The sequence below is a fragment of the Sphingomonas sp. 1F27F7B genome, from assembly GCF_005503355.1.
Classification (GTDB): domain Bacteria; phylum Pseudomonadota; class Alphaproteobacteria; order Sphingomonadales; family Sphingomonadaceae; genus Sphingomonas.
Genome location: NZ_SCMK01000010.1, coordinates 63,103 through 76,450 on the forward strand (window position 1 = coordinate 63,103; position 13,348 = coordinate 76,450).

Here is a 13,348-nt window from a genome sequence, read left to right on the forward strand (position 1 = left end):
TATAGGTCAGTATTACTGACTTTTATCGACTCGCTTGTGGCGTTAGCGCGGCCGCATGGCGGAAACGATGCTCAAATTCGTTGGAACGGCGCAGGCTTATCCGGGCAAGCGCGGAGCGGAACTGCGCGCGGAGGATTTCCGCGAGATCGCGGATCGCTATGCGGTGCCGGCGGCGGAGGAGCAGGCCAGCCGCTGCTCGCAATGCGGCGTGCCCTATTGCTCGGTGCACTGCCCGCTGCACAACCACATCCCGGACTGGCTGCGGCTGACGGCAGAGGGGCGCCTGCGCGAAGCCTATGCGCTGTCGAACAGCACTTCGACCATGCCGGAAATCTGCGGCCGCATCTGCCCGCAGGACCGGCTGTGCGAAGGCAATTGCGTCATCGAATTCTCCGGGCACGGCGCCGTCACCATCGGCTCGGTCGAGAAGTTCATCACCGACACCGCCTGGGAGGAGGGCTGGGTCGAGCCGGTCGCGGTGGGGCCGGCGCGCGGCCAGTCGGTCGGCATCATCGGCGCGGGCCCGGCGGGCCTGGCGGCGGCCGAGTATCTGCGCGAATATGGCTATGAAGTGCATGTCTATGATCGGCATGATCGCGCCGGCGGCCTGCTCACTTACGGCATTCCGGGCTTCAAGCTCGAGAAGCAGATCGTCATGCGCCGGATCGAGCGGCTGGAGCAGGGCGGGATCGCCTTTCACCTGGGCTTCGCGGTCGGCCGCGAGGCGAGCCTCGACGATCTGCGCAAGCGGCACGATGCGCTGCTGATCGCCACCGGCGTCTACAAGGCACGCGGCATCCAGGCGCCGGGCGTCGGCGCGGCGGGAATCGTCGAGGCGCTCGACTATCTTACGGCCTCCAACCGCAAGGGTTTCGGCGACACGGTTCCGGCCTTTGACGACGGCAGCCTCGATGCGGACGGCAAGCATGTCGTGGTGATCGGCGGCGGCGACACCGCGATGGATTGCGTGCGGACCGCGGTTCGCCAGGGCGCGGCGTCGGTCAAGTGCCTCTATCGCCGCGACCGGGCGAACATGCCCGGCTCGCAGCGCGAGACTGCCAATGCCGAGGAGGAAGGCGTGGAGTTCGTCTGGCTCTCGGCCCCCGAAGCGTTTGACGGCGGCGACAGGGTCACCGGCGTGCGCGCCACTCGCATGCGGCTGGGCGCGCCCGATGCCTCGGGCCGCCGCGCGCCCGAGCTCGATCCGGGCGGCGCCTTCCAGCTCCAGGCGGATCTGGTGATCAAGGCGCTCGGCTTCGAGGCGGAGGACCTGCCGCGGCTGTTCGGTGCCGAGGAGCTGGGCGTCACCCGCTGGGGCACGCTGCGCACGGACGGGCGCACGATGATGACCAGCCTCGACGGGGTGTTCGCGGCCGGCGATATTGTCCGCGGCGCGAGTCTCGTCGTCTGGGCGATTCGCGACGGCCGCGACGTCGCGGCGCACATGCATGCCTGGATGCGCGCCCGCGCCGATGCGGCACGGGCTGCTTGATAAGGTCGTCGATCCCATGAAGCCGCTTCTCCTTGCCCTTGCCCTTAGCGCCGCCGCGCTGGCTCCGGCATCGGCGTTCGCCGCCGCGCCGGCCGCCGCGCCGGTCGCGGATACCGATCTGCAGAAGCTCGTGTCGCTGCTGGCGCCCGAAGAGGCGATCACCCAGCTTGCCGGCAAGTCCTTCGACACCGGCATGGATCAGCGGATCGCCGCCAATCCCAAGCTGAAGGCCGCCTATGCCGCCGATCCGGCGATGCGGGAGGCGGTCGGCAGCCAGCTGCGCACGCAGTTCGCTTCGGTGCTGGTCGCGGCGCTGCCTTCGCTGCGCGCGGAGATCGAGACGATCCTGAAGACTGCGCTGACTCCGGCGGAGATCGCCGACTCGCTCAGCTTCTTCGCCAGCCCCACTGGCCAGAAGGTGCGCGCCGAAGTCTATGAGACGATGGGCAGCGCGCCGGGCCAGTCGACGCAGGAAATGCAGCAGGCGGCGATCGCCGCGGTGATGGCGAAGATGACGGCGGAGGACTATCCCGCGCTGATGGCCTTTGCCGGCAGCACGGCGTCGCAGAAGATGGGCACGGTCAACCCCAGGATCTCGGCGGCGAGCCAGGCCTGGGCGGATCGGCTGGTCGCCGCCAATCGCCCGAAGCTGGAAGCGCTGGCGGACAAGCTGGCGGCGGATTATCGCGCCAGGAAGAGCGGCAAGTGATGCGCGGGCCGGCCCTCGCCGCCGCCGCGCTGCTGGCCGTTGCCGGCAGCGCGCATGCGCAGACCGCTCCCGCACCTGCGGCCCAGGCCGCGCTCGATCCCGCGCGCGTCGCCGCGGCGCAACGGCTGCTCGCCGTGATGATGCCGCCCGAGCAGCGTGCCCGCCTGATGGAGGGCATCATTCGCCCGATGATGGCGAACATGCGCCAGTCGCTCCAGCAGATGCCCGGATTCACCGATATGCTGGGCAAGGATGCCAAGGCCGCTTCCGCGATGGAGCGCTTCCTGCAGAAGCAGGAGGACCGGATGGCCGAAACGCTGCACGCCGGCATGCCCGGCATGGTGGACGCGATGGCGCGCGCTTACGCCCGGCGTTTCGATGTGGCGCAGATCGCCGACATCCGGACCTTTTTCGAAACGCCGGCCGGCAAGGCCTATCTGGCCGCGTCGTACACGATCATGAGCGATCCGGACGTTCTTGCCTGGCAGCGCGACCTGATGTCGCGCTCGATGGCGCATGTGCAGGAAGACATGGCGACCTTCGTCGCCGATCTCTCCGCCTCCAAAGCCGCGGAACCCAAATGACCAAGATGGAAGCCGAACGCCTTCGCCTCGCCGCGCAGGGCATGTACCGTCCCGAGTTCGAGGGAGACGCCTGCGGCGTCGGCCTGGTCGCCGCGACGGACGGACAGCCCTCGCGCCGCGTCGTCCAGTCCGCGATCGATGCGCTGAAGGCGGTGTGGCACCGCGGGGCCGTGGATGCCGACGGCAAGACCGGCGACGGCGCCGGCATCCATGTCGACCTGCCCGTCCGCTTCTTCGACGATGCGATCGCCGCGGGCGGCCACCGCGTGCTGCCGAACCGGCTGGCGGTGGGCATGGTCTTCCTGCCGCGCACCGATCTGGGCGCGCAGGAGGCGTGCCGCACGATCGTCGAGAGCGAGATCATCGAGGCGGGCTACACCATCTATGGCTGGCGCCAGGTGCCGGTCGACGTCTCCGTCATCGGCATGAAGGCGCAGGCGACGCGCCCGGAGATCGAGCAGATCATGATCGCCGGCCCGCAGCCGGAGGAGATGGACGCCGCCGAGTTCGAGAAGGAACTCTATCTCGTCCGCAGGCGGATCGAGAAGCGGGTGATCGCCGCCCAGATCAGCGGCTTCTACATCTGCTCGCTCTCGACGCGCTCGATCATCTACAAGGGGCTGTTCCTCGCCGAGAGCCTGTCGGATTTCTATCCGGACCTGCGCGACGAGCGTTTCACCAGCCGCGTCGCGATCTTCCACCAGCGCTATTCCACCAACACCTTCCCGCAATGGTGGCTGGCCCAGCCCTTCCGCTGCCTGGCGCACAATGGCGAGATCAACACGATCCGCGGCAACAAGAACTGGATGCTCAGCCATGAGATCAAGATGGCGAGCATTGCCTTTGGCGAGCGTTCGGAGGACATCAAGCCGGTGATCCCGGCCGGCGCGTCGGACACCGCCGCGCTCGACGCGGTGTTCGAGGCGATCTGCCGCTCGGGCCGCGACGCGCCCACTGCCAAGCTGATGCTGGTGCCCGAGGCATGGGACGAGCACACGCCCGAGAAGCATCTCGAGATGTACAAGTATCTCGCCTCGGTGATGGAGCCCTGGGACGGCCCTGCCGCGCTGGCGATGACCGACGGGCGCTGGGCGGTGGCCGGAGTCGACCGCAACGCACTGCGCCCGCTGCGCTACACCCAGACCTCGGACGGCTTGCTGATCGTCGGCTCCGAGACCGGCATGGTCCAGATCCCCGAATCGACGGTGATCGCGAAGGGGCGGATGGGCCCGGGCCAGATGATCGCGGTCGACCTCGACCAGGGCGTGCTGCTCTGTGACCGCGCGATCAAGGACCGGATCGCCGGCGAGCATGACTATGCCGCCATGATCGGCGAGTTCATCACCGTCGCCGACCTGCCCGAGCCGGATACCGCGATGCTGCGCTTCGATCGCGCCGAGCTGACGCGCCGCCAGGTGGCGGCCGGGCAGACGCTGGAGGACATGGAGCTGATCCTCGCCCCGATGGTCGAGACCGCCAAGGAAGCGATCGGCTCGATGGGTGACGACACGCCGCTGGCGGTCATCTCGGACAAGCCGCGCCTGATCAGCCAGTTCTTCCGCCAGAATTTCAGCCAGGTCACCAATCCGCCGATCGATTCCCTGCGCGAGCGCCAGGTGATGACGCTCAAGACGCGCTTCGGGAACCTCGCCAACATCCTCGACACCGAGGGCGGCGGCTCGAAGGTGCTGGTGCTCGACAGCCCGGTGCTCACCAATGGCGACTGGGATCGCCTGCGCGCGCATTTCGGCGATCAGTGCGCCGAGATCGACTGCACCTTCCCCGCCGGCGACGATCCGGACGACCTGCGCGAAGCGATCCGCCGCATCCGCTACGAGGCCGAGCAGGCGGTCCGCGCCGGCTGCACCGAATTGTTCCTCACCGACGAGCATGTTTCGGAGAGCCGCGTCGCCATCGCCGGCGTGCTGGCGGCGGCGGCGGTGCACACGCACCTGGTCCGCCGGGGGCTGCGCAGCTATGCCTCGGTCAACGTCCGCAGCTCGGAATGCCTCGACACCCATTATTACGCCGTGCTGATCGGCGTCGGCGCGACCACGGTGAACGCCTATCTCACTGAAGCTTCGATCGCCGATCGCCATGGCCGCGGCCTGTTCGGCGACATCGCGCTGGAAGAATGCCTCAAGCGCCACCGCAAGGCGATCGACGAGGGCCTGCTCAAGATCATGTCGAAGATGGGGATTGCAGTGATCTCCTCCTATCGCGGCGGCTATAATTTCGAAGCGGTCGGCCTGTCGCGCGCGCTGGTCAACGACCTGTTCCCCGGCATGCCTGCCAAGATCTCGGGCGAAGGCTATGCCTCGCTCCATCTCTCGGCGATGCTGCGCCATCAGGCCGGCTATGACCGCGGCGTCGCCACGCTGCCGATCGGCGGCTTCTATCGCCAGCGCCATGGCGGCGAGACGCATGCCTATTCGGCGCAGCTGATGCACCTGCTGCAATCGGCGGTGTCGACCGACAGCTATTCGTCCTACCTCGCCTTCTCGCGCGGCGTGCGCGACCTGCCGCCGGTCTATCTGCGCGATCTGCTCGAGTTCAATTTCCCGGGCGAAGGCATCCAGATCGACCAGGTCGAGGCGATCACCGAGATCCGCAAGCGCTTCGTCACGCCGGGCATGTCGCTCGGCGCGCTCAGCCCGGAGGCGCACGAGACGCTGGCGATCGCGATGAACCGCATCGGCGCCAAGGCGGTGTCGGGCGAGGGCGGCGAGGACAAGGCGCGCTACACGCCGTACGAGAATGGCGACAATGCCAACTCGACGATCAAGCAGATCGCCTCGGGCCGGTTCGGCGTCACCGCCGAATATCTCAACGCCTGCGACGAGATCGAGATCAAGGTCGCCCAGGGTGCCAAGCCCGGCGAAGGCGGCCAGCTGCCCGGCTTCAAGGTCACCGAGTTCATCGCCAAGCTGCGCCATGCGACGCCGGGCGTGACGCTGATCTCGCCGCCGCCGCACCACGATATCTATTCGATCGAGGACCTGGCCCAGCTCATCTACGACCTGAAGATGATCAACCCGCGGGCGCGCGTCTGCGTGAAGCTGGTCAGCTCGGCCGGCATCGGCACCGTGGCGGCGGGCGTGGCCAAGGCGCATGCCGACGTCATCCTGGTCGCCGGCCATGTCGGCGGCACCGGCGCCTCGCCCCAGACTTCGGTGAAATATGCCGGCACGCCCTGGGAAATGGGCCTGACCGAAGTCAACCAGACGCTGACGCTCAACGGCCTGCGCGGCCGAGTGAAGCTGCGCACCGACGGCGGGCTCAAGACCGGGCGCGACATCGTGATCGCCGCGATCCTCGGTGCCGAGGAGTTCGGCATCGGCACGCTCAGCCTGGTGGCGATGGGCTGCATCATGGTCCGCCAGTGCCATTCGAACACCTGCCCGGTCGGTGTCTGTACCCAGGACGAGAAGCTGCGCGCCAAGTTCGTCGGCACGCCCGAGAAGGTGATCAACCTGATGACCTTCATCGCCGAGGAAGTCCGCGAGATCCTCGCGCGGCTGGGCTTCCGGAGCCTCGACGAAGTGATCGGCCGCACCGAACTGCTTCGCCAGGTCAGCCGCGGCGCCGAGCATCTCGACGATCTTGACCTCAATCCGATCCTCGCCAAGGTCGATGCCGACGACGCCGAGCGGCGCTTCAGCCTGTCGACCTTCCGCAACGAAGTGCCCGACAGCCTCGATGCGCAGATGATCAAGGATGCCGCTCCGGTCTTCGCGCGCCGCGAGAAGATGCAGCTGACCTATAATGTCCGGAACACGCACCGTGCGGTCGGAACGCGGCTCTCGTCCGAGATCACGCGCCGCTTCGGCATGTCGGCGCTTGCCGACGGGCATGTCCATGTCCGCCTGCGCGGCTCGGCCGGGCAGTCGCTGGGCGCGTTCCTGTGCAAGGGCGTCACGCTCGAAGTGTTCGGCGACAGCAACGACTATGTCGGCAAGGGCCTGTCGGGCGGCACCATCGTGGTGCGTCCGCTGGTCAGTTCGCCGATCGAATCGTGGAAGAACACGATCATCGGCAACACCGTGCTCTACGGTGCCACTTCGGGCCGGCTGTTCGCCGCCGGCCAGGCGGGCGAGCGTTTCGCGGTGCGCAACTCGGGCGCCGAAGTGGTGGTCGAGGGCTGCGGCGCCAATGGCTGCGAATACATGACCGGCGGCATCGCGGTGCTGCTTGGTGAAGTGGGCATGAATTTCGGTGCGGGCATGACCGGCGGCATGGCTTTCGTCCATGATCCGGACGGCAGCTTCGCGCAGCGCGCCAACCCGGAGAGCATCGTGTGGCAGCGCCTCGCCTCGGCGCATTGGGAAGCCCGGCTGCGCGCGCTGGTCGAAGCGCATGTCGCGGCGACGGACAGCAAATGGGCGGCCGGCCTGCTCGAGGACTGGGACCGTGCGATCGGCGCCTTCTGGCAGGTGGTGCCCAGGGAAATGCTGACGCGCCTGCCCCAGCCGCTCAATGACGATGCAGTGGAGGCCGTGGCGGCGGAATAGGGCGAAGGCGCACGGGCCGATGCGCCGCGCGGTCGATTGCGGGCCGCCGAGGTCAGACAGGCTTTTGCACGGCCGCGCAAACGCGGTATCGCTGGGGGCAAGATGGATCTCTACCTCCCGATCGCCAACCTGTCGGTCAATGCGCTCGTCATCGTCGCGCTCGGGTTCGGCGTCGGCCTGCTCTCGGGCATGTTCGGCGTGGGCGGAGGGTTCCTCACCACGCCGCTGCTGATCTTCTACGGCATCCCCCCGACCGTTGCCGCCGCTTCCGCGGCCAGCCAGGTGACCGGTGCCAGCGTCTCGGGCGTGCTGGCCCATTTCCGCCGCGGCGGCGTGGACATCCATATGGGCGTGGTGCTGGTGGTGGGCGGGGTGATCGGCAGTATCGCCGGGGCCGCATTGTTCACGCTGCTGCAGAAGAGCGGCCAGATCGATGTGGTGATCGGCATGCTCTATGTGCTGATGCTCGGCTCGATCGGCGGGCTGATGCTGCACGAATCGGTGCAGGCGATCCGGGTGACTCGCGGCGCCCGTCCGCCGCGCCCGCGCAAGCGCCGCCACCATCCGCTCGTCGCGATGCTGCCGCTGCGCTGGCGCTTCTATGCGTCCGGCCTCTACATCTCGCCGCTCGCACCGCTGCTGCTCGGCTTCTTCACCGGCATCCTCACCGTGCTGCTCGGCGTCGGCGGCGGCTTCATCCTGGTGCCGGCGATGCTCTATCTGCTCGGCATGGGCACCCAGGTCGTGGTCGGCACCTCGCTGTTCCAGATCCTGTTCGTCACCGCCGCCGCCACCATGGTCCACGCCACCACCACCAAGGCGGTCGACATCGTGCTGGCCGCCCTGCTCCTGCTCGGCTCGGTGATCGGCGCACAGATGGGCGCGCGCTTCGCGATGCAGGTGAAGCCCGAATATCTGCGCCTCATCCTGGCGGTGATCGTGCTGCTCGTCGCGGTGCGCATGCTGCTCGGCCTCGCGTGGCAGCCCGACGAGATCTATTCGGTGGAGCTGTTGTGAGAAGGGCGCTTCTCCTGCTCCTCGCGCCGTTGCTGATGGGGCAGGCCAAGCCGGTGCTCGTCCCCGACGTCTCGCAGCGCGACATCGAGATCGCCTATTCCTTCACCGGTGCCGAGCTGCTGCTGTTCGGCGCGATCCTCTATCCCGGCGGTCGTGCGCCCGAGCGGGGCGAGAAGCCCGCCGATATCGTCGTGGTGGTGAAGGGCCCCACCCAGTCGGTGCAGGTGCGCGAGAAGGAGCAGGTGGCGGGCATCTGGGTCAACGCCCAGCGGATGCGCTATCGTTCGGCGCCGAGCTTCTACGCCATCGCTTCGTCCAAGCCGATCGAGAAGATCGTCGATGAACGCACCCGCGCCATCTACGAGCTCGGCGTCGAGAGCCTGCAGCTCTCGCCCGCCTCGGGCGCGGCGCCCGAGGTGCAGACCCGCTTCGACAAGGGGCTCGAGGACCTGCGCAGCCGGGCCGGGCTCTATTATCAGGCACCCGGGGCGGTCGAGATCACCGACGGCGTGCTGTACCGCGCGCGGCTCGCGATTCCGGCGCGCGTGCCGGTCGGCAAGTTCACTGCCGAGACGTTCCTCATCCGCGACGGCCGCGTCCTCGCCGCCGCAGTTCGGGGAATCGAGATCCGTAAATCGGGCTTCGAGCGTTTCGTCGCGCATTCGGCCGAACATTATTCGATACTCTACGGTATCGTGGCGGTCGCGCTCTCCATTCTGTTCGGCTGGGGCGCGGGCGCCGTGTGGAAACGCTTCTGAAAGCTTCGAAACTCACCCAATCTTTACCTCCCCGCGCGCATATTGGGAACGTCAACGGGGAGTAGCCGATGGACGGCCAGTTTGGCGCGCGCGGGTTCGAAGGCGCGGCGCCGGTTTCACCTTCCGGGGGGCTGCCCTCGCGCGCTTCGGTCGAGCCGATCGGCGCGGTGCTGGAGATTGCCGGCTCGTCGAGCCAGGTGCTGCTCGATCCCGAGGCGCTGCACGCACTCGGCGGTGATTCCGATCCCACCATCGCCAATGCCGGCCAGGTCGGCGGCCAGGTGAAGGTCCGCGTCGGCGCGACCTGGCTGATCGCCAATGTCCGCTCCTTGAAGCTCCAGGGCGAGCATATCGCCGCCTATGTCGACTTTCTCGGCGAGGGCGACGAAGAACGGCTGACCGGCAAGCTCTACAAGTTCCGCCGCGGCGTGACTCGCTATCCGACGCCCGGCGCGCCGGTCTTCCCGGTCTCGACCGCCGACCTCAAGCAGATCTATGCCGCGGAGGACCGCGCCCATATCGAGATCGGCACCGTCTATCCGACGCGCGACATCCGGGCGGCGCTCTATGTCGACGCGATGCTCGGCAAGCATTTCGCGCTGCTCGGCTCGACCGGCACCGGCAAATCGACCGCGACCGCGCTGATCCTGCACCGCATCTGCGAGCTCGCGCCGCAAAGCCATGTGGTGATGATCGATCCGCACGGCGAATATGCCAGCGCCTTTCGTACCACGGGCGCATTGTACGACGTCGGCAATCTGCAGATGCCGTACTGGCTGATGAATTTCGAGGAACATTGCGAGGTATTCCTCACCACCTCCGGCTCGGACCGCCAGGTGGATGCGGACATCCTCGCCAAATGCGTGCTCGCCGCCAAGCAGAAGAACCGGCTGGCGGCCGAGATCGGCAAGCTCACCGTCGATGCGCCGATTCCCTATCTCCTGTCGGACCTGACGCAGATCCTGCAGCTCGAAATGGGCAAGATGGACAAGGCAACCGACACGGCGCCATATCTGCGCATCCGTTCCAAGATCGACGAGATCAAGGGCGATCCGCGCTATGCCTTCATGTTTTCGGGCATGCTGGTGGCGGATACGATGGCGGGCTTCCTCGCGCGGGTCTTCCGCCTGCCGGGCGACGGCAAGCCGATCTCGATCATCGACGTGTCGGGCGTGCCTTCGGAGATCACCTCCGTCGTGGTCGCCGTGCTCAGCCGCATGGTGTTCGACTTCGCGATCTGGTCGCGCGGCGAGAGCAAGCGGCCGATCCTGCTCGTCTGCGAGGAAGCGCACCGCTACGTCCCCAACGAGCGCAACGCCGATGGCTCCTCGGTCGGCCGGATCCTCAGCCGGATCGCCAAGGAAGGCCGCAAATACGGCGTGTCGCTGGGCCTGATCACCCAGCGCCCGTCCGATCTTGCCGAGGGCGTGCTCTCGCAGTGCGGCACCATCCTGTCGATGCGCCTCAACAATGAGCGCGACCAGGCCTTTGTCAGGGCAGCGATGCCGGAGGGCGCGCGTGGCTTCCTCGATTCGATCCCCGCGCTGCGGAACCGCGAGTGCATCGCGGTGGGAGAGGGCGTGGCGACGCCGATCCGCCTGCTCTTCGATTCGCTCGAGGATGCCAAGCGGCCGGCATCGGACGATCCGCTCTTCTCCGAGCTGTGGCGCGATACCGGCGGCGAGGAACAGATCCTCGAGCGCACGATCCGCCGCTGGCGCGCGCAGGGCAAGTGACCGGCGCCCCCCGCGCGGGGCAGGCCGTCAGAAATCGGCGCCCAGCGTGAGCGCCGGGCCCGAGCCGGGCCGGGCCTCGCCCGCCACGCGCTGGCGCCAGTCGAGCGCGAGGCGCAGGTTGCGCACGGCGAGCGTGGCCGAGGGCCCGAGATCGAGCCGCTGCGCATCGCGCTGCGCCGCCCCCCAGGCACCGGCGCCGAGGGCGAAGCGCGTCCGTCCGTTCGCGCCGACCGTGCGTGTGCCGCGCACGGCGCCATCGGCATAGGGATCGGCGCGCCGCCGCAGCACGGCGCCCGTCTGACCATAGGCTTCGAGCCGGAATCCCTTCCATTCGGCATCGATCCCCGCAATCGCTCCCAGCCCGGTGCCGCCGGGATTGCCGTCGAGCCCGAAGCGGCGCTCGACGACCAGGCGGACGGGGGCCCTGGTCGGCTGCCATTCCAATCCCAGCGCCGCCTCGCGGCTGCGGGTCTGGAGCGGCGTGATGATCCGGCCATAGGCGGCGAGGCGATCGCGCGAGGAGACTAGCCACGCGGCGCGCGCGCCCGCCTGCCCGCCGCCGATCTGGCCGCCGGGGGCGGCGCCCCTGCTCCCTTCGCCCCGCGCGGTCATCCATATGCTCAGCGACCAGCGATCGGGCAGCGGGTCGAGCCGCTCGGGCGGGCCCGCAGGCGTGGGCGTGTGCCGTGCCGGCGGCGCCGGCAGGAGCAGGGGCGGAGGCATCACGGCATCGCCATATTGCGCGAGCGCCATCAATGCGAGCTGTACCCGGGGATGTTCGTCGCCCAGCGGCGCCCGGTAGCGGGGCGGCGGTGCGAGCATCCGCAGCGGTGGGCGTGCGTCCGCGATCGGGGGCGGCGGGGCGGCAGCCGGCGCGATGCGCGGTTCGGCTCGGGCAAGGGGCGATGCGGCCTCGATCGCCGCGGGAAGCGACCCCGTTCGCGGCCAGAGCATCGCAACGCGCACGCCGACCCAGGCGATGGTCACCATCGCAAGGAAACGGAGCGGCCGTCCGCGTCCGCGCATCAATTGCTCGCCGGCCGGAGATCGGGAAACCGATGCGCGGTCTTGTCCCAGCGCGGGGGCTGGCCGCGAAGCATATGGACATAGACGAGCAGGGCGCGCCGGGCCGCCAGCAGCGCGACGATGTTGCTCGAAAATATGCGGGGTGCCGACCAAAAGGCCTCGCGCCAGCCATAGACCCGGCCGACGAACGCCGCCCGCACCATGAGCCGCCAGACGAGCAGCACCAGATTCGTCCAGAGCAGCGCGCGCATCGGCGCGGACGGCATCGCCGGGCTCGTGCCCGCCAGCAGGTGCGCGCCGAAGGAAAGCGCCCAGGCGAGGATCGAGAGATAGGCCAGGGCGAGCACCGGGATCTCCAGCGTCGCGCGCCGATCCCGCATCCGCATCCAATTGTCCCCGATGCGTCGCCAGCCGCCCCAGCCGGTCCGGTCCCAGCCCGCGAGCGCGATGCCGATCATCCAGCGCGCCTTCTGCCGCACCGCCGTTCCGATCGTGTCCGGGAAATAGGCGTGCACCGCCACGGGCGGACCGCCCGGCGATTCGGCGACGCGCACCAGCCGTGCCGGCATGCCCATCGAGGCCAGGGTGAGGCCCAGTTCATAATCCTCGACCAGGCTGTCGGCGTCGAACGGCGCGCCGCCCCGCATCGCCGCCAGCTGCGCCAGCACTTCCCGCCGGATCGCGCAGCCGACCCCGGCAAAGGGCAGGCCCGCGCCCACCGTCTGGCGCACCACCAGCGCCCGGCCATGGGCTTCGGCGAACTCGTCGAGATAATGGCCGGCGAAGAAGCGCGAGTGCGCGTGGGCGAGCGGCAGCACCGGCAGCTGGACCGCTGCATGATCGATCAGCCCGTGCGCATAGGCGCGCAGCTCGAGCGGATGCACCACGTCCTCGGCGTCGTGCAGTGCCACCGCGCTGGCGACGAAGCCTTCCGCCGCTTCGTCGCGCAGCAGCGCGCGCCACAGCGTGTTGAGGCAGTCCGCCTTGGTCGACGGGCCGGGCGCCCCGCCCACCACCAGCCGTACCCGGGCGTCCGCCAGCGCCACTTCCGCCACGGCCGCGATCGTCGCGGGATCATTGGGATAGGTGCCGACATAGATTCGATAATCGGGATGATCGAACCGCTCCAGCGCAGTGCGCAGCATGCTGCCGATCACCGCGGATTCGTCCCAGGCGGGCACGAACACGACGATGCGCCCCGCCGGCACCGGGCCCGCCAGCGCCGACGGGCCCGGCCGCCCGCCACGCAGGCGCCGCCCCAGGTAGATCAGATCGACCAACAGGTCGTCGATCCCCCCGACGACGAACCACAAGGCGGCGAACAGAGTCATCTCGCGCGTGACCGCGTCGATCCAGAGGATCGCTCCCTGCCCCAAAGCCGCCATTCCCCCCGATTCGGAGATGGAACTAAACCGTGCCGCTCTCGGAACGATCAAGCCGATTGGTGCTTTTCCCTCCGAAACGGAGGCGGTTAATTCGTCGCTGGACTCGCAGTGGTGCCCGGCTATCGTGCCC

9 protein-coding genes are annotated in these 13,348 nt (G+C 68.5%); 7 read left to right on the forward strand and 2 right to left on the reverse strand.

The window, feature by feature from the left end; all coding sequences use genetic code 11:
• Positions 1 to 55: 55 nt before the first annotated feature.
• The 7 genes from FFS08_RS11255 (at position 56) to FFS08_RS11285 (ending at position 10,807) form a co-directional block, all read left to right on the forward strand.
• Positions 56 to 1,492, forward strand: coding sequence for an NAD(P)-dependent oxidoreductase (locus FFS08_RS11255; protein ID WP_137862010.1), 1,437 nt, complete (start codon positions 56 to 58; stop codon positions 1,490 to 1,492).
• 16 nt (positions 1,493 to 1,508) lie between these two features.
• A complete protein-coding gene (locus tag FFS08_RS11260; RefSeq protein ID WP_171012572.1) occupies positions 1,509 to 2,201 on the forward strand; it encodes a DUF2059 domain-containing protein in 693 nt (230 codons plus the stop codon).
• On the forward strand, positions 2,201 to 2,785 hold the full coding sequence (locus FFS08_RS11265; RefSeq protein WP_137862012.1) for a DUF2059 domain-containing protein: 585 nt from the start codon (positions 2,201 to 2,203) through the stop codon (positions 2,783 to 2,785). Before FFS08_RS11260 ends, FFS08_RS11265 begins: the two co-directional genes overlap by 1 nt.
• Positions 2,782 to 7,296 (forward strand): glutamate synthase large subunit, encoded by a 4,515-nt coding sequence (gltB, locus tag FFS08_RS11270; RefSeq protein ID WP_137862013.1) that lies wholly within the window; start codon positions 2,782 to 2,784, stop codon positions 7,294 to 7,296. The genes FFS08_RS11265 and gltB overlap by 4 nt, the downstream gene beginning before the upstream one ends.
• Before the next feature lie 102 nt (positions 7,297 to 7,398).
• Positions 7,399 to 8,313, forward strand: coding sequence for a sulfite exporter TauE/SafE family protein (locus FFS08_RS11275; protein WP_137862014.1), 915 nt, complete (start codon positions 7,399 to 7,401; stop codon positions 8,311 to 8,313).
• A gap of 35 nt (positions 8,314 to 8,348) precedes the next feature.
• On the forward strand, positions 8,349 to 9,071 hold the full coding sequence (locus FFS08_RS11280) for a TIGR02186 family protein (RefSeq protein ID WP_137862071.1): 723 nt from the start codon (positions 8,349 to 8,351) through the stop codon (positions 9,069 to 9,071).
• A 68-nt stretch (positions 9,072 to 9,139) separates the two neighbouring features.
• Positions 9,140 to 10,807: an ATP-binding protein gene (locus FFS08_RS11285; RefSeq protein ID WP_137862015.1), complete on the forward strand. Its 1,668-nt coding sequence runs from the start codon at positions 9,140 to 9,142 to the stop codon at positions 10,805 to 10,807.
• 27 nt (positions 10,808 to 10,834) lie between these two features.
• Here FFS08_RS11285 and FFS08_RS11290 read toward each other — a convergent pair whose 3' ends face one another.
• Together FFS08_RS11290 and FFS08_RS11295 are read right to left on the reverse strand one after the other, a co-directional pair.
• A complete protein-coding gene (locus FFS08_RS11290; protein WP_249341022.1) occupies positions 10,835 to 11,833 on the reverse strand; it encodes a hypothetical protein in 999 nt (332 codons plus the stop codon).
• Positions 11,833 to 13,218 (reverse strand): glycosyl transferase family protein, encoded by a 1,386-nt coding sequence (locus FFS08_RS11295; RefSeq protein ID WP_137862016.1) that lies wholly within the window; start codon positions 13,216 to 13,218, stop codon positions 11,833 to 11,835. Before FFS08_RS11295 ends, FFS08_RS11290 begins: the two co-directional genes overlap by 1 nt.
• Positions 13,219 to 13,348 lie beyond the last annotated feature (130 nt).